Annotated in this window: 11 protein-coding genes and 2 pseudogenes; 9 read left to right on the top strand and 4 right to left on the bottom strand. The window is 59.9% G+C overall.

The window, feature by feature from the left end; translation table 11 throughout:
* From bamA to J4E53_RS18835, 3 genes are all read left to right on the top strand, one after another.
* Nucleotides 1-1,088, top strand: a 1,088-nt coding sequence (bamA, locus tag J4E53_RS18845; RefSeq protein ID WP_207268170.1) for an outer membrane protein assembly factor BamA, incomplete at its 5' end; no start/stop codon positions are given.
* Nucleotides 1,089-1,195: 107 nt separating this feature from the next.
* Nucleotides 1,196-2,140, top strand: a complete 945-nt coding sequence (locus J4E53_RS18840; RefSeq protein WP_081015456.1) for a glycosyltransferase family 2 protein — start codon at nt 1,196-1,198, stop codon at nt 2,138-2,140.
* Between the two features lie 25 nt (nt 2,141-2,165).
* Nucleotides 2,166-3,002, top strand: a complete 837-nt coding sequence (locus J4E53_RS18835) for an NAD(P)-dependent oxidoreductase (RefSeq protein ID WP_207268169.1) — start codon at nt 2,166-2,168, stop codon at nt 3,000-3,002.
* A 168-nt stretch (nt 3,003-3,170) separates the two neighbouring features.
* On the opposite strand, the gene J4E53_RS18830 is transcribed toward J4E53_RS18835, so the two are convergent.
* From J4E53_RS18830 to J4E53_RS30800, 4 genes and pseudogenes are all read right to left on the bottom strand, one after another.
* Complete coding sequence (locus J4E53_RS18830; protein ID WP_103308408.1) at nt 3,171-5,345, bottom strand: glycosyltransferase; 2,175 nt, start codon at nt 5,343-5,345, stop codon at nt 3,171-3,173.
* Nucleotides 5,338-6,024 carry a 2OG-Fe(II) oxygenase gene (locus J4E53_RS18825; RefSeq protein ID WP_060738155.1) on the bottom strand — a complete coding sequence of 229 codons (687 nt, stop codon included), beginning with the start codon at nt 6,022-6,024 and terminating at the stop codon, nt 5,338-5,340. Before J4E53_RS18825 ends, J4E53_RS18830 begins: the two co-directional genes overlap by 8 nt.
* A pseudogene (locus J4E53_RS30805) lies at nt 6,018-7,379 on the bottom strand (polysaccharide pyruvyl transferase family protein); the annotation flags it as partial. The pseudogene J4E53_RS30805 and the gene J4E53_RS18825, both read right to left, overlap by 7 nt.
* A gap of 138 nt (nt 7,380-7,517) precedes the next feature.
* Nucleotides 7,518-8,741, bottom strand: a pseudogene (locus J4E53_RS30800) (ABC transporter ATP-binding protein); the annotation flags it as partial.
* Nucleotides 8,742-8,924: 183 nt separating this feature from the next.
* Here J4E53_RS30800 and J4E53_RS18815 point away from each other — a divergent pair.
* The 6 genes from J4E53_RS18815 (at nt 8,925) to J4E53_RS18790 (ending at nt 17,187) form a co-directional block, all read left to right on the top strand.
* On the top strand, nt 8,925-9,743 hold the full coding sequence (locus J4E53_RS18815) for an ABC transporter permease (protein ID WP_060738156.1): 819 nt from the start codon (nt 8,925-8,927) through the stop codon (nt 9,741-9,743).
* 143 nt (nt 9,744-9,886) lie between these two features.
* Nucleotides 9,887-12,334 carry a glycosyltransferase gene (locus tag J4E53_RS18810; RefSeq protein ID WP_103308410.1) on the top strand — a complete coding sequence of 816 codons (2,448 nt, stop codon included), beginning with the start codon at nt 9,887-9,889 and terminating at the stop codon, nt 12,332-12,334.
* A gap of 226 nt (nt 12,335-12,560) precedes the next feature.
* A complete protein-coding gene (locus J4E53_RS18805) occupies nt 12,561-14,969 on the top strand; it encodes a phospholipid carrier-dependent glycosyltransferase (protein ID WP_256587147.1) in 2,409 nt (802 codons plus the stop codon).
* 12 nt (nt 14,970-14,981) lie between these two features.
* Nucleotides 14,982-16,004, top strand: a complete 1,023-nt coding sequence (locus tag J4E53_RS18800) for a glycosyltransferase family 2 protein (RefSeq protein ID WP_103308383.1) — start codon at nt 14,982-14,984, stop codon at nt 16,002-16,004.
* A gap of 92 nt (nt 16,005-16,096) precedes the next feature.
* Complete coding sequence (locus tag J4E53_RS18795; protein WP_256587148.1) at nt 16,097-16,783, top strand: class I SAM-dependent methyltransferase; 687 nt, start codon at nt 16,097-16,099, stop codon at nt 16,781-16,783.
* Nucleotides 16,780-17,187, top strand: a complete 408-nt coding sequence (locus J4E53_RS18790; protein ID WP_103308385.1) for a GtrA family protein — start codon at nt 16,780-16,782, stop codon at nt 17,185-17,187. The genes J4E53_RS18795 and J4E53_RS18790 overlap by 4 nt, the downstream gene beginning before the upstream one ends.
* Nucleotide 17,188 lies beyond the last annotated feature (1 nt).

Raw genomic sequence — 17,188 nt, 5'->3', positions numbered from 1 at the left:
GCGCCAGCGTCGGCTTCTCGCAAAGCGCCGGCCTGATCCTTGGCGGCTCGATCACCCAGAACAACTTTCTCGGCACCGGCAACTACGCCAGCCTGGGCCTGACCCGCTCGTCCTACCAAAGCAAGTACAACATCGGCTTTACCGACCCCTACTTCACACCGGACGGCGTGAGCCTGGGTTACAACGCGTTCTACAACGCCACCGACTACAACGAATATTACGATGACGATAATTCGTACTATTCCATCAATAGCTATGGCGCCGGCACCTCCCTCGGCTATCCGATCAACGAAACCTCACGGTTGAATGTCGGCGTGACGGTGCAACATGACAGCATCGAACCGGGGACCTACAGCGCCGATGAGATCTACGATTTCATCGCGCGTGAAGGCAAGGACTTCACCAACTTCAAGGCCAATCTCGGCTGGTCCGAATCGACCCTGAACAAGGGCGTGCTGGCCACCCGCGGGCATTCGCAAAGCCTGAACCTGATGGCGACGGTGCCCGGCAGCGACCTGAGCTTCTACAAGATCGACTACACCGGGCAGACGTTCCTGCCGGTCAGCGACACGACCTCGCTGCGCTTGCACACCAAACTCGGCTACGGCAACAGCTACGGCTCCACTGACGGCCTGCCGTTTTATGAAAACTACACCGCCGGTGGGGAAGGCTCGGTGCGCGGCTTTGAAAGCGGCACCCTCGGCCCGCGCGATACACCGGCCACCGGCACCTATGCCAGTGCCGGCCAGGCGTACTACTCCGACCGGGACACCGAGTCACTGGGCGGCAACATACTGATCACCGGCGGCGTGGAGTACCTGTTCCCACTGCCCTTCATCAAAGACAACAAATCACTGCGTACCTCGGTGTTCTGGGACGTGGGCAGCGTCTATTCCGACAAGTGCTACCTGAGCACCACCCAGGGATGCGACGGGGTCGACCTCAGCCAGATGGCCAGCTCGGTGGGGGTCGGGGTGACCTGGCATAGCCCGCTGGGCCCGTTGAGCGCCAACATCGCCTTTCCGGTCCGAACCCCGGATAACGCTGATACGCAGGTATTCCAGTTTTCCTTGGGGCAGACGTTCTGAATGTGCTGGCCGGAACTGGTCGGAGGGCACGAACCTGCTATCTTGGATACAGACCTGAGTAGTTGCGATCCCATACGTATCCAGGTTTGAGCAATGGAGTGATGAAGTTGGAAGCAGTGGAACTGCTCGCTATGGATGAATGGGCCACCTCATCTCTGCGTGGCGAGTGTGATGTGATCATCGTCAATTACAACGCCGGTGAACTTTTGTTGGCGTGTGTAAGGTCGGCGTTTGCCGCCGGCGCTTCCAGCGTGATCGTGGTGGATAACGACTCCCATGACGATAGCCTGATGCTGGTGGAGCGAACCCACGCTGCCGGCGAAGCGCTTCAAATCGTACGCAATGCCGCCAACCTCGGCTTCGCCGTGGCGTGCAACCAAGGTGCCCGCCTGTCAGCGGCCCCCAACTTGTTTTTCCTGAACCCGGACACCGTGCTGGCCGCCAATGCCATAGACCACTTGCTGCTGGCGCTGCGCAGCGCGCCGGAGATCGGCATGGTCGGAGGGTTCCTGTGCAACCCGGACGGCAGTGAACAAGCCGGTGGACGCCGGGTATTCCCCACGCCCAGGCGCGCCTTCATGCGGGCCTTCGGGCTTTCACGGCTTTCAACCTTTTTCCCGTCGGTGTTGTCCGATTTTTTATTGCACAAGGAACCCCTGCCCGGCGCGCCCATTGCCGTTGAAGCCATCTCCGGGGCGTGCATGCTGGTCAAGCGCGAAGCGATCGAGAGTGTCGGATTGTGGGACGAAGACTATTTCCTTCATTGCGAAGACCTGGACTGGTGCATGCGCTTTCATCAGGCCGGCTGGCGCGTGCTGTTCGTACCAGATGCCCGGGTGATGCATGTATTCGGTGGTTGCAGTCGTCATCGTCCCTATTTCGTCGAATGGCACAAACACCTGGGATTCCTGCGTTTCTATCGCAAGTTCTTTCGCCGCAAGTACCCTACCGTCCTGTGGATCAGCGTGGTGATCGGGGTCTGGTTTCGATTCGGCCTGGTGGTCCTTCGCCACGCCACCACCCGGTTCAGGAATGCATGGAACCTACGATAAGAGCGCTCAATTGCGGATAGGAATATTGGGCGGCTCCAGCCTCCTGGGCGAGCGTGCCCTGCCATTGCTGGCACAAACCGGCCACCTGACGAGCGCCTTCACTCGAAGCCTGCCCAAGGTGCCCTGTCCCGGTGTGACCTGGCGAAAGGCGGACGACTGGCACGGATTGGCGCTGGACACGTTCCTGTCGTTCGCCCCCCTCTGGGTGCTGCCCGACTACCTGGAGCGCCTTGCCAGCACTCACGTCAAACGCGTTGTCGTGCTCTCCTCCACGAGCCGCTTTGCCAAGCACGCATCGCCTGACGCTCGGGAGAGGGACGTGGCGCAACGCTTGATACGTGCAGAAGAACAACTCGAGCAGTGGGCGAGCGAACGGCAAATCGAGTGGGTGATCCTGCGACCGACCCTGATCTATGGCTTTGGCCGCGACAAGAACATTTCACAAATCGCGCGTTTCATTCAGCGCTTCGGATTTTTCCCGCTTATCGGTGGCGGTACCGGGTTGCGCCAGCCAGTGCATGGGGATGACGTGATCCAGGCATGCCTGTCCGCCGTGAGCACGCCTGGCCTGCCCAGTGGCGGCTACAACCTCTCGGGGGGAGAAGCCTTGCCTTATCACATGATGGTCAGGCGCATATTCCAGGCCATGGGTCGCCCGGAGCGAACACTGCCCCTCCCCGCCAAGGCACTCAGCGCGGGCGTTTCGATTTTGCGCTGCCTGCCACGCTACCGACATCTTTCAAGCGCCCTGGTGGGGCGGATGAACCAGGACCTGGTGTTCGACCATTCGCACGCCAGTGACTGGCTTGGTTTTGCTCCCCGGGCGTTTCACCTGATGGATGAAGATTTGCCCGGGCGCTGAAATAGCCTTGGCACTATGGCGATGATGTTGCACGTGTCGGTGTCGACGCCATCGCGAGCAAGCTCGCTCCCACAGGGTTCTGCGGCGTGCATGGATTTTGTGGCTGCCGATCATCCATGTGGGAGCGAGCTTGCTCGCGATGGCGGTGTTACCGTCGAGGTGATGGCCTTATCGCGACCCAGCCTTCTCCCCCGTCTCCCCGCCAGGCTCGTCACGATGAGCGTGGGCCTGCCACGCCCCCCATTTGCTTTCGAAGTACGCCTGGTTTTTGTCCCAGAGAGCCTGATACTCGCCACTGGCGATCAGTTTCCTGAACGATGCCTGCCCATAATGATGGATAAACGCGTCTTCGGCGCAGACCGTCCGGTAGCCGGCCGCCTGCACGCGACGGCTGTAGTCGTCGTCCTCGAACATCCCGATGCCGAATGCTTCATCCAGATAACCCACCTCTTCGAGGATGCTGCGGCGAAAGGCGACACAAAACATCGCCAGCATCGAAATATCGAACGTCTGCCCCTTGCGGGCTTCGGTGTAGCGGTCTGCAAATGCTTGCATCTGTTGAATGTCGGTGTAGGAAACCGCGACTTTCGCTTCGTTGCCTACCGCATTCGTGACCGGCCCGACCAGGCCGATACTCGGGTCTCTCAGATGCCTGACCAGCGGATCCAGCCAGCCGCCAGGCACTACCGTGTCGTTGTTGAGCAGCAGCAACACGTCACCGTCGGCTTCTCGCAAGCCCTGGTTGTTCGCCGCGGCAAAACCCCGGTTGTCCGGGTTGAGAATGATCTTCGCGGTCGGCACTTCTTGGCGCAGGCGCTCAAGATATTCAGCCGTACCATCGTCCGAGCCATTGTCGACGACAATGAGCTGGTAACTGGGCCAGGTGGTATTCCGCAGAACGCTGTTGACACATTGAATCGTCAGGTTGAGGTTGTTGTACGTCACGAGCACGATGGAGACTTTCTCATACAGCCCGACGATAGCGAGCTGCATGCTATGGAATCGATCCTTCCAGTCGTTCGCTCGGGCGAGCTCCACGCGCCGCTTGTACAGGGCAAGGTCGCGTTCGGCCAGGGCCCGCTCGATCTGCTCGATGAACTCATCGACCCCGGTGGCGAAGTACAGCAGGTCCTTGTAAATGCTCATCTCCGCCAGTGGCGTGGAGATCACCGGTTTGCCTGCGCTGATGTACTCGTAGAACTTCACCGGATCGACCGCATGCGTCACGTTGTAGAGCCTGAAGGGAATCAGGCAGGCATCGAAATGATCCAGGTAAAGCGGCATCTGCGAGTACGGCTTGTGGCCCAGCAACTGCACATTGGGCTTGTGCTCGAGGCCTGCCAGATCCTCGACGAAAATGTCCCCCACCAGGATGAAGTTCCACCCTGGCCGCCGGTCCGCCAACGCCGCCAGCAAGGGATAATCGAGCCATTGCGCCAAGGCGCCGTAGTAGCCGATCACCGGGCCGGCAAGCCCGCTCAGCACATCGTTGGTAAAACAGTGCTGCCGGAAAAAAGCGAAATCCACCGCGTTTCGCACCAGCACACAGCGTGGGTTATGGGCGCACCACTTCTGGTAAAGCAACGCGGCGGAAACGGTCACCAGATCCGCTTGGGTGATCAGGGTCTTTTCCTCACTCAGCAACTGCTCGCCGATGTTCGGAAAGCCATCCCAGTCGTCCATGCAGTCATAGTGAATACGCCAGCCATGCAGGGTGCGCAGGCTGAGTGCCACGGGGCTCCAGTAAGCGATATGCACCACCGAGAGGGCGGTTCTGATCTGCATGTCGGCGACCAATGCAGCCAGGGCACGCAGCAAAGCCTGATGATTTTCAGGCGTCACTATTTGTTCGTAATACGCCTCTTGCGCCTCGCGCTGCAGCACCACTTCAAAGACATTGGGCGCCACCGATGTCAATTCATAGAGCTGTCCCTGTTCCGGCACACGGGCGGGGACGATATAGAACACCCGATAACCATTGCTCGCAAACTGGCTCATCAACTGCTGCGGTCGCTGGAAGCGTGCGGCCCAATCGATGTTGGCGAAACAGAGAATATCCAGGCGTCCTTTCGTGGCGAAATCTGCGTCCACCTCAACGTTCGGCAACGGTTCCGGTGCGGCCGGGTAGACGATTGCAGCGGCGGTGTCGGGGAACTCCTGGGCGGCGGCAAACCCATAGCGCATCCATCGGAACAGCGAGCGCAGGGGGCGGGTGAAACGCCACGAACGGGTGTTTTGCAGGAAGTCGACTTTCGCCAAGGCAACATCGCGCTCGTTGATGGCCGCGTCTCTTTGGGCCAAGGCGGCGTCGCGGTCGATCAAGGCGCTGTCGAGCTTAAGCACGTGGGTACCCATGCAGCGGCGTGCTGTCACCCGGCGGCCACATGGAACTGAGGGAACCGGGCCGATAGAACGTTGCCGTCAGGCTGCGGCGGGAAGATTGGCAGCCGCTCACCACGGGGGTGACGGCGTGCCAGGAATTATCCGAGCGCACCAGGATCGCCGAATTGCCCACCCGTGGCTCGATCTCGGCCGCCACGGCGCTGGGATCGTTGCGGTGCAGGATGGTCAGGCAACCGCCGTCGTTGCGGTCCCAGGACTCATTGAAATACAGGATATGGGTGACCAGTTTATCTGGAAGGTCCGGATGGGCCCCCAGGCTCGCACCGGGACCGTAATGAAAGACGTTGACCTCCATCGGCACGCTGCGCAGGTCGATCCCGGTCAGCTCCGACATGGCCTCTCGATAGCCGGCCGAGCCAAGGTCCTGCGCCAGCCTCAACCATGCCTCGCTCAGTTCTTCAGGGAACGCGATCGTTTGGGTGCCCATGCTCACCAGGGCACGCGCCTCATAGTCATAATTTTTCTCACCGCCATAACCACTCACCGTCTTGAAATGATCATGAGGAAACGACGCCGCCAACGCGGCGGCATCCTCGGGCGAATACAGACTGCCGATTTCAGCCCAGGTATACGGATGGGACTTTAGCGCCGCTGGCGTGAGACGAGAGAGATCTAGCATTGTCTGTTCTTGTTCGCTGTCAGGTTTCTGATACCACGGGCAATGGAACGCAGTGGCGCGGTCATTCGGAATGAATTGGAGTTCTGCAACTCAAGCATCCTGGCGTCACTGAGGGCCAGTTGCTGGCTGAGCTGGACAATCCGTTGCTGCTGGGCAAGCTCCTGTGCTGCAAGGTTCTGTGCCGGTTCGGTGCTGCCCGGCTCCGGCACGACGAGGCTTGCCGGACATTCAGCCGGCAATGGGTCGCCCCCCTGGGCGGCGGCTTCGAGCAGATTGGGCAGATGCTGTAGAAAAGCGCCCAACACCGGCCGGGACGACGTTTTGCCCTGGCGAATGATCGCCGCGACCCGGTCCCAATGCTCGACCAACTGATCCGCCGCCGCAAGGGCCGCGGGCGATGGGCGGGTCTTGCCCACCCGCGCGAGAAACCATTGCGGATCGACCGTCGCCACGTCCGGCAATGCGTGGAGTGTGTCGAACCCAGCCAACGCCGTGTATTTGCCCGTGGTCAGGTCCGCCGAGCAGAACACCGGGACGCCAAACGCCAGGGCGGTGATTGCCAGGTGGTAACTATGGCCGATCACCGCTTGGGCCTGGCTGAGAATTTCCGCCATGAGCAACGGTTCCGGCCAGAACGACAAGGTGATGGCCCCAGGCAAGCGCCCGGCAATGACCGACGGATCGTCCCCCAGGACAGGGCCAATCGGCACCACCAAAAACTGATAGCCCTGGAACGCCTCGGCGTAGTCTTCGAACAGTTTTACAAAGGATTCCACCACGTGAATGGCGTGGATCACGATGTAGGGCCCGGTCAGCCCGGCCTGCTCGCGCAGGCGAATGAGCTCGGCCGAGGGTCGCTGCTCATCGATCAGGCGGGGCAAGCCAAACGCGGTATCGGGCAGCACTTCGATCTCGGCCTGTGGAGTCAGCGCGCCGAGGGTATCGCGCGACAGTGCATCACGGACGCGCACGTACTGGCTTTGCTCAAGGGCCATCGTCAATAACGGCCTGGCCCAGTCGGGAATATCGTTGCAATGCATCCCGGGGGCATTCCACATGACCGGGACCGCGTGCTGCTGGGCGATGAGCGCAGGCGTCAGCCAGTAACCGGTCGGATGATGGATATCGGCGGTTGTCGGACCATAGCCGTGGGCAACCACTTTATCGAAGCGGATCAGGAAACCGCCGCCGATCAAAACCCCATCCAGGCTCGCCGCTACATGGGGCAGCTCTGTCAGCGACGTCACCGCATAGGGCCATTGGGGTCGGCTTTTCCCGTGATAGGAAAACCGATGCAGATTGACTGAGCCCAAGCGCTGGATCAGCTCAGCCTCGGCGATGATCGGAAACAGCAGATCGCCATAGTTTTCTACGTCAAAGGTGCCAAATATAGCGACCTGCCACGTGCGCTCGACCGGGTGTTCCGTCACAACCTTAGCCCCTTGAGTCCCGCTGGCCTTGGCAAGCGACTCGACCGGTCGAGCGCCGATCCTCTGCAACCCCAGGTCAACCATGCCCAGAAAATCCTGGTGGTTCGGCAACATGTCGAACGCCAAGGGCGCGACTTGCTTCTCGATCAACTGCGAGGTGTCTTCCGTGGCGCCGTGCAACAGCTTGAGCGTGACATGATAGCGCCCCTCGGCGAGGTGGGCCGGGAAGCGCACCGTGATCGCCGCGCGCCGCCAGCCATTTTCGACCGGGCCGGGTTGCAGTACGAAGTTGCCTCCACCGATCACCAGCAGCCTGGCTTCCTGGATGGTGAAGCTGATGTTGGGTTGAGTGATCGACTCATGCAGCAACGCCTCGACGTGAATCTCGATATCGTCGCCATACAGGTAGCTGGAGGACAGCTGCTGGGTGTTGGTGAAGCAGGCGGCGCTGATGTGCCCCTCTTCGGTCCCGAAGGCCATCCCCTCCTGCCCGCCCATGAAGGACTTGCGCGTCACCGGTGTGACCCCGCCACTGGCCCAGCGACGTTGCTCGTCACGCATGTCGAGCAAATGCAGCTCGGCCATTTCATCGGGCGAGCCGCTGGCGACGACCCGGCCTGCGCGCAGATAGATGACCCGGTGGCAGAAGCGCTTGACCATGCTCATGTCATGGGAGACGAACAGCAGCGTGGTGCCTCTGGCAGCCAGTTCTTCCAGCCGATTCAGGCATTTGAACTGGAAGGAGGCATCGCCGACGGAGAGGGCCTCATCGACGATCAGGATTTCCGGCTCGACACAGACCGAAACGGCGAAGGCCAGCCGTACCAGCATCCCGCTGGAATAGATCTTGGTAGGCTGGTCGATGAAGTCGCCGATATTGGCGAAGGCAATGATGTCATCGAAACGAGCGTCGATTTCCGCACGACTCAAGCCCAGCACGGCTGCATTCACATAGACGTTTTCCCGGCCGGTGAACTCCGGATTGAAACCAGACCCCAGCTCGAGCAACGCCGCAATCCGGCCATGCCCCTGGACACTGCCCCGGGTCGGCATCAACGTTCCGCAGATCAGTTGCAACAAGGTGGATTTGCCGCTGCCATTACGGCCGATGATACCGACGGTCTCCCCCCTTGCGATGGTCAGGGAAACATCGTCCAGGGCCCAGAACTCGCGATAGAAACGCTTCTTGCCGCGCACCAGCATCTGCAATAGACGGTCTTTGGGCGCATCGTAGATCTGATAACACTTGCTCAGGTTTTCGGCGCGGATGGCCACTTCAAACGACATCGGCAAAACCCTTTCATGAATCACGGCCATTATTGCGGTGCCACTGAACCTGTCCTTCGTTGGGCGCTGCGGATGAGTTAAGCACAGATGGGATAAAAAACTTCGAATGAATCTACACTGGGGCCTACTCCATGAGGATGCAACTCAAGGAGCATCCGCTATTGCCTTGAGGATCAAGCACCGATGCAGTCGTTCAGCACGTCCCCCGTTGCCATGATCAAGAGTGTCCTGATCAATCGAATCCTGATCTACGTGTTGATCCGCAGAGAAGTCATCGGTCGCTACAAAGGCTCGATGCTCGGTATTCTATGGTCGTTCTTCACGCCGGTTTTCATGCTGGTGGTCTACACATTCGTGTTCAGCGTCGTTTTCAAGGCCCGCTGGTCTGGCGGCGGTGAATCCAAGAGCGAATTCGCCTTGGTGCTGTTCGCGGGCCTGCTGGTCTTCAACCTCTTCTCCGAATGCGTGAACCGTGCGCCGGGCCTGGTGCTGGCCAATACCAACTACGTCAAGAAGATCGTCTTTCCACTGGAAACCCTGCCCCTGGTGTCGCTCGGCGCAGCGCTGTTCCACATGGCGGTCAGCGTCCTGGCCTGGCTGATGTTCTATATCGCCCTGTTCGGAACCCCACCGATCACCGCCCTGCTGCTGCCATTGGTGCTGTTTCCATTGGTGTTGCTGACGCTGGGCATCTCCTGGTTTCTCGCCTCGATAAGCGTCTACCTGCGCGATATCGGCCAGTTCATCGGCGTCATCATCACGGCGATGCTGTTTCTCTCGCCGATTTTCTATCCGCTCTCGACGCTTCCGCAAAGCTATCAGGCCGCCTTGCAGGCAAATCCCCTGACACTGCCGGTGGAAATGGTTCGCGATGTCATGTTCTGGGGCCGGCCGCCGCACTGGGAGCACCTGGCGGCTTATTCGGCAGTCTCGGTGCTGATTGCCTGCGCCGGGTTTGCCTGGTTCCAGAGGACACGCAAAGGCTTCGCCGACGTCATATGACGTTTGTTGCGTGGCACCCCGTCCAGCAACCGCTATGCTGACTCATTGCACGGCTGGAGGCCTGGCGGGTGATTGAAGCCAACATTGATCCTGAAAAAGACCGCGTGTGCGTTGCCGTATTGACCAAAGGACCAGAAAACCGCATGGACCAGATCAACCGTCTTGTTGATTGCATTGACCAACTGACTCGCGCGACACAATCCAGATCCATTGAGGCCTTGCAGTTGGTCAAGGAAATCGAAAATCGAGATCGGCTTATCAAACAACTGAACCTTGATTCAAAAGCGCTTCGCACCCGCCTGTCACTTCAAGAAGGCAAGACCGGGCGGCTGCGTGAGCGACTGCGGCTGGCCGAACAGCACCTCAAGGACGCCGAGGCATTAATCCAGACAAAGGAAAAAGAGGCTGTCGTGTTTTCCGATTGGGCGGTGGATTTGCGTGCCCAACTGGCGGCCAAGCAAGCCGAGTTGTTCAAGCTTTCCGACTGGGGCAACGCCATCGAACGTGCACCGCTGCGTTATTCGATACGCAAGCAATTGTATAAATTATCGCGCCGGGTCTATGCCTGGTTGCCCCTCACCGCACAGCAGAAAAGCAAACTGGCGCGTCGGCTTCGAAATTGGCTGAAACCCGGCAAGGCAACACCAGGCGAATCATCGCCAGACGCTGGTTTTGCGCTGCAAACTCTGCCACCGCCCGTAAACGTTGCCGTACCGTCCAGCCTCGGGCAGCCCATGATCCTGATGTTCGGCGTGATTGACTGGCACTTTCGCATCCAACGCCCACAAAACCTGGCCAAGGAATTGGCCCGGGCCGGACAAACGACTTTTTATATCTCGAACAATTTCATCGACGACGAGGCCCCCGGCTTCCAAGCAGAACCTTTGGAAGGCTCCCACCGGCTGTTCCAGATCCGTTTCAAGGTACGCGGTGCACCGGCCATCTATCATGCCCCTCCGTCAGCGGCCGTGATCCGCCAGTTGTGCGAAGGCCTGGCCATGCTCCTGGAAGCGGCGAACGTCGATGCCGCGGATTGCATTGTCCAGCACGCCTTCTGGTTTCCGCTGGCAAGGCGTGTCCCCAACGCCACCCTGGTCTATGACTGCATGGATCATCACGAAGGTTTCGGCAACGTTGCCCAGGAACTGCTCGACCTGGAAATCGCCCTGATGCGCAGGGCCGATCTGCTGGTGGCGACATCCGACTGGATCGAACAACACGGCAAGCGGGAAAACCGCAACGTCGAGGTGATCCGCAACGCCTGCGAGTTCAGTTTCTTCAGCCGACGTCCCGACAGGGTCTACCGGGACCCTGCCAACAGAAAGATCATCGGCTACTACGGCGTTATTGCCGAATGGTTCGACCTGGACCTGGTCAAGCGGGTCGCCCAATCCTTCCCGCAGCACCTGATTCTGTTGATCGGCAGTGATATCGTCCAGGCAAAAAAACACTTCAAGGCCTACCCGAATGTGATCCTGGAAGGTGAAGTCCCGTATACCGCCCTGCCTTACTACCTCCACGCCATGGACGTTTGCCTGCTACCGTTCAAGGTCATGCCGTTGACCCTCGCCACCAACCCGGTCAAGGTCTATGAATACCTGAGCGCGGGAAAACCGGTGGTGTCGGTGAAACTGCCGGAGTTGAGCCAGTTCGGCAAACTGGTCTGGGCGGTTGAAGAGCCGACTGAGTTCATCTCGACCCTGCGCGGTGTCCTGGGGGCACTGCCGGAGGCCAGCGCCGCATTGGAGGCTCGTCAATCGTTCGCCCGAGGCCAGACCTGGCAGCACCGGGCCGCCAGCCTGCGCGATGCCATCGCGGCATTGCCCCAGCCCAAAGTCAGCGTCGTGGTGCTGACCTACAACAACCTCGAACTGACCAAGGCCTGCCTCGACAGCCTGTTGACCCAGAGCCAATACCCGAACCTTGAAATCATCGTCGTCGACAACCACTCCAGCGACCAGACCCCGGCCTACCTCAGCGCCTGGGCCGACGGCCACCCCGACCGGATCGTCATCCTCAACCCGGACAACAAGGGCTTCGCCGCCGGCAACAACCTGGGCCTCGCCGCCGCCAGTGGCGACTATCTGGTCATCCTGAACAACGATACGGTGGTCACCGCCGGTTGGATCAAAGGCTTGATCCGTCACCTGCAGGACCACAAGGAAATCGGCATCATCGGCCCGATCACCAACAACATCGGCAATGAGGCCAAAGTCAGCACCTGCTATGAGCAGTTGGAAGACATGCCCGCCGAAGCCGCGCAAATGACCCGCGCCCGCATGGGCGAGTGGTTCGAAATCAACACCCTGGCGTTTTTCTGCGTGATGTTCCCGCGCTCGACCTACGAGCAAATCGGTGGCCTGTGCGAAGAGTACGGCCTGGGGTTCTTCGAGGATGACGATTACTGCCGCCGCGTACAGCGGCGTGGCATGCGCGCAGCCTGTGCCGAAGACGTCTTCGTTCACCACCACCTGTCCGCCTCGTTCAACACCTTGGGAGCCAGGAAAAAACAGGCCCTTTTCGAAAAGAACCGGGCGATCTACGAGAGCAAGTGGGGATCCTGGGTTCCGCACACGTACCGAGACGTGTAGGCAGCCCCTTTGCATGCAAATTCAAGGGAGCCGATGAATCCGTGGCGAGGGAGCTTGCTCCCGCTGGGCTGCGAAGCGGCCCTGAACCCAGCCTCCGCAGCGTGTCAGGTTGGTCGCATCCTGCCTTTTTTGGGGCTGCTGTGCAGCCCAGCGGGAGCAAGCTCCCTCGCCACGGATCTTGGTTTGCCTTAATGGACAGCGTTATCCCTTTAGCCGAGACGATATTTTGCCCAGATTCAGCCTGAAGTACGCCGTGGTGTTGTTGGTTTTACTGGCGAGTGCAGTGGTCGGCGTGTACGGTTTTTCTACGCTTGAACTGGCGTCAATGAACAGCGGCACCCGGACGATATTGCTGTCGATGGCAGCCCTGGCCGCCCTCACCGTCTTCACGCGCAAGCCACCGATCCTGCTTTGCCTGGGTTTGCTGGCGTGCCTGGCCATCGCCTGCGCACAGATTTGGCCGGTGCTTGTCGTAGCGGTGTTCGCGCTGTCTGCCACCGTGCTCGGCAGGTGGGTGCTCAGGCAAGCAGCCTCGGCCGACTGGAGCGTCCACCTGCTGGTGGGAGCAGGCGCGTTCGGTACGCTGACAGGCCTGGCGGCCTACTGGCCGATCAACTACCCCGGGCTGTATGGCGCGCTGCTGTTGTTGCCGCTGGCCTTGGGCCACAGACACGTCACGTCGATGGGCCGTGAACTGCTGTGCCACATCCAGGCCAGCCGATCAACGCAAACACCGGTCCAAACGGCGCTCGACGTACTGATCTGCAGCTTCGCCTGTCTTTACGTGTTGGTCGCCTTCATGCCAGAGGTCGGGCACGACGCATTGGCCATGCACCTCTTCGTCCCTTCACACCTGGCCCAGCGGCATCAATGGTCGTTCGATGCCAGCACCTATGTGTGGGCGGTCATGCCCATGCTGGCCGACTGGATCTATAGCATCGTCTATATGCTGGGCGGTGAAACGGCAGCGCGCCTGAGCAACAGCGCATTCACCCTGCTGCTGGCGTGGCAGATCCGCAACATGACCCTCTGGGCCGGAGGCTCTGCCACAAGTGCCCGTTGGGCAAGCCTGATCTTTGTGTCGACGCCCCTCGCCTTCGCTGAAAGCAGCAGCCTGCATATCGAGTCGGCGTGGACCGCCTTCATGATGGCCGGGACACTGGCGATCCTGAAGGTCTCACGCTTCACGCCGGATCCCACGGAGCGCCTGTCGCAACTGCTGCTGGCCGGCATCCTGCTGGGCTTCGCCATGGCGACCAAGGCGGTGACCCTGAGCGTCCTGCCGGTGCTGTTGGTGATGCTGCTGGTGCAGTACAAGGCCTGGGCTGTCCCAGGCATCGTCAAGACGCTCCTGCTCGGCAGTGCCGGGCTGATACTGGCCGGTGCCACCCCTTACGTCTCTGCCGGGTACTTGACCGGTAATCCGGTGTTTCCGTTTTTCAATGCCATTTTCCATTCGCCACTGTGGCCGAACATCAATTTCGAACCGCCAGCCGCTTTCGGTACAGGGATGACCTGGGACACCCTCTATCGAATGGTCTTCAAGTCGCCTCAGTTCATCGAGGGGCGCGTCGGCGCGGCAGGCTTTCAATGGCTGTTGCTGCCCACGGCCGCCGTCGCCGTGCTGGTGAGCGGCAACAAAAAAGCCCTGTGCATCCTCCTGGTGGGCGCCGGTGCGATGTTCATGACGTTCCACTCAACCGCCTACCTGCGTTATGTGTTCCCCTCCTTCGCGCTGTTCTCAGTGATCCTGGCCCTGCCCTTTTCCGACCCCAGGTTCTTCCCCCGCAGACTCGCCATCGTCGCCGGGGCCGTGTTGGTCCTGACCAATACCCGTTTCATCCAGGCCGCGACTTACTATGGCGACATCAACCCCTCTGCACTGTTGAGCCAGGCCGGTCGGGGCGCCTACCTGTTGGAACGCCTGCCCATCCGAAACATGGTCGACACCGTCAACGCCTTGAATAGCGGCAACCAGCCCGTGGCGGTCTTTGCATCGCCCTTGATGGCGGGTTTGCATGGCGATGCCCTTTACGCGTCGTGGTACAACCTGAAGTGGAAAAACGATTTCGACGCGGCGACCTCGCCCTCGGAGCTTGCCCAGCGCTTGCGCCGGCGCCAGGTGAACTGGCTGGTGATCGACCTCAAGTCCCTTCCCCCGGTGCAACTCGATCGGCTGCTCACGGTGTCCACGTCCTATGCCAGACTGGGTAACCTGGAGCTGCGCAAACTCAATGTCACCCACGACGAACACCTGCTCGACCCGCAGCTGTCCAGCCTCGAGGGCTGGAGCCTGACGTCACCCTCGACCTATGACGCGTCGCGCAAGATCCTGACCGTCAACGTCAAGACACCGGCCACACAGCGGGTCGAAGTGACGCCGGGGCTAACGTACATCAACAGCGTGTCCGCACGTTGCGCAACGACGACCACCGCCGGAAGAATCCAGGCCAATTGGATGGACGACCAAGGCGACTTCATTACCACCAGCATCGAGACGTTTGACTGCACCACACAATGGGAGACCCATGAGATGAGCGTCGTTGCCCCCGCAAATGCCACGTCCGTGATCATTTATGCGTCCGGGCACACCGACACACCCCTGGAGTTCAAGTCACTTTCATTCAGGCAATAGCGGGCGATATCGATGAACTCAAAAACAGCGCTTTTCACGGACGAACAACGCGTCGCCGTCGTCATCCCCAGCTATCGGGTCACCGCGCACATCGTCGGGGTCATCGAGGCCATAGGACCGGAGGTCTGGCGCATCTATGTCATCGACGATGCCTGCCCGGACGGTTCCGGCGGGCATGTCCTGGCGTCCTGTAACGACCCCCGGGTCAAGGTGCTGCCCCATGAGGTCAACCAAGGCGTGGGCGGTGCGGTCATGACCGGCTACCGAGCAGCCCTCGCCGACGGTGCGAGTATCATCGTCAAAGTCGACGGGGACGGCCAGATGGACCCGACCCTGATCCCGCTGTTCATCGAACCGATCCTGGCCAGAGAAGCGGACTACACCAAGGGCAATCGGTTTTTCGACCTGGAAGAAGTCCAATCGATGCCGCGGCTGCGCCTGTTCGGCAACGCAGTACTGTCGTTGATGGCCAAACTGTCGACCGGTTACTGGGATCTGTTCGACCCCACCAACGGCTACACGGCGATTCACCGTGACGTCGCCAGGCTGTTACCCCTGGACAAGGTCAGCCAGCGCTACTTTTTCGAGACCGACATCCTGTTCCGCCTGAACACCGTGCGCGCCGTGGTGGTGGATATTCCGATGGAGGCCCGATACGGCGACGAAGTCAGTCACCTCAAGATCTCGAAGATCGTTGGCGAATTCCTGTTCAAACACCTGCGCAATTTCACCAAGCGCGTGCTCTACAACTATTATCTTCGCGACATGTCCCTGGCTTCGATCGAACTGCCGATCGGGATTGTCATGTTCTTGTTCGGCACCTTCTTCGGCAGTTATCACTGGTATGAATCGGCGCAGAACGGCATCGCGACACCCGCCGGCACGGTGATGCTCAGTGCACTGCCCATGCTCATGGGGTTGCAACTGATCATGGCGTTCCTCGGTTACGACATCGCCTCGGTGCCCAGCCGGCCACGGCAATCCAGGCGTGTTAAAGCAACGTCATTGCGGGAAGAAAACTCATTAAAGCGCTGAGAGATTTTTTATCGGACCCGTCGCTCAAGGCATTGGATGTCGATGGCAGCGAACGCCTCGAACTTCACGGCCAAGTGCTTGAACGCAAGCGAATGCTCCGGGAAGTCTTCGTGGAGTTCCACCACGCATTTCATCGCCTGGCAGACCGTTACTTCAAGGTCGAAGGCCTTGAGGTGGAGTTGGGGGCGGGCATCGCGCCCATGCGTCATTCATACCCTGAAGTACTGGCCACGGACATTGTCGCCACCGAACAACTGGACATGGCACTCGATGCCGAGGCAATGAGCCTGGACGATCACTCGGTCAGGGCCTTTTATGGCCAGAACTGTTTTCACCATTTCCCTCACCCCGATCGGTTTTTCACGGAACTGGAAAGAACGCTCAAGGTGGGCGGCGGGGCCATTTTGATCGAGCCCTTCCACGGCCCCTTTGCCGCTTTTCTCTATAAACGCCTGTTCAAGTCCGAAGGCTTCGACATGCACTTCCCGTCCTGGGAAACACCCTCGACCGGCCCCATGAACGGCGCCAACCAGGCGCTCAGCTACATCATCTTCGTTCGCGACAGGCAGGCGTTCGAGGGCAAGTACCCAGGCCTGGAAATCGTCCATCAGGAAATCTGCGGCAATTATCTGCGTTACCTGGTTTCCGGCGGCTTGAACTTTCGCCAGTTACTGCCTGATGTGTTGATCCCTGTGCTCAAAGTCGTTGAAAAGCTGCTTCACCCGTTGCGGCGGGTATTGGCGCTGCATCACATCGTGGTCATCAGGAGGACGTCTTGACCTTTATTCGGTATGGCGCCATCCAACTCCTGGCCTATGCGTTGGACATGGGCGCCTTTTTGCTGTTGATCGCGCTATTCGAGGAACAACCCGTGCTGGCCAACATTGCCGGCAAAGGCGTCGCCGGTGTGTTCGCGTTCTTTTTGCATCGGCACTTCACGTTCCAGTCGAGCCATGGCAGCAGCAAGGCTCAAGCGGTGCGCTATTTCTCGTTGCTCGCCATCAATATCCCGGTCGCGTCGGCGCTGTTCAGCGTGGGGCTGGCTATCGTCGACAACCCTGCTCCGGTGAAATTCGTCTGCGACGTGGCCTGCGTGGCCCTGACTTACTGGATCAGCAAACTGTTCGTATTTCATTCCGCGACGCATCCGCCGGTTCCCCCTGACCGCGCCGAAGGCGCATGAC

It is taken from the genome of Pseudomonas sp. FW305-28 (genome assembly GCF_017351395.1).
GTDB lineage: Bacteria > Pseudomonadota > Gammaproteobacteria > Pseudomonadales > Pseudomonadaceae > Aquipseudomonas > Aquipseudomonas fluorescens_AA.
Note: the sequence above shows the minus strand (reverse complement) of the source record. Positions and strands in the feature narration are given on the sequence as shown.

Bases quoted from the DNA above. Each gene is read 5' to 3' on its own strand.
- J4E53_RS18825 (WP_060738155.1), bottom strand. From the start codon at position 6,024: ATGCTAGATCTCTCTCGTCTCACGCCAGCGGCGCTAAAGTCCCATCCG.
- J4E53_RS18815 (WP_060738156.1), top strand. From the start codon at position 8,925: ATGCAGTCGTTCAGCACGTCCCCCGTTGCCATGATCAAGAGTGTCCTG.
- J4E53_RS18810 (WP_103308410.1), top strand. From the start codon at position 9,887: ATGGACCAGATCAACCGTCTTGTTGATTGCATTGACCAACTGACTCGC.
- J4E53_RS18800 (WP_103308383.1), top strand. From the start codon at position 14,982: ATGAACTCAAAAACAGCGCTTTTCACGGACGAACAACGCGTCGCCGTC.
- J4E53_RS18795 (WP_256587148.1), top strand. From the start codon at position 16,097: ATGCTCCGGGAAGTCTTCGTGGAGTTCCACCACGCATTTCATCGCCTG.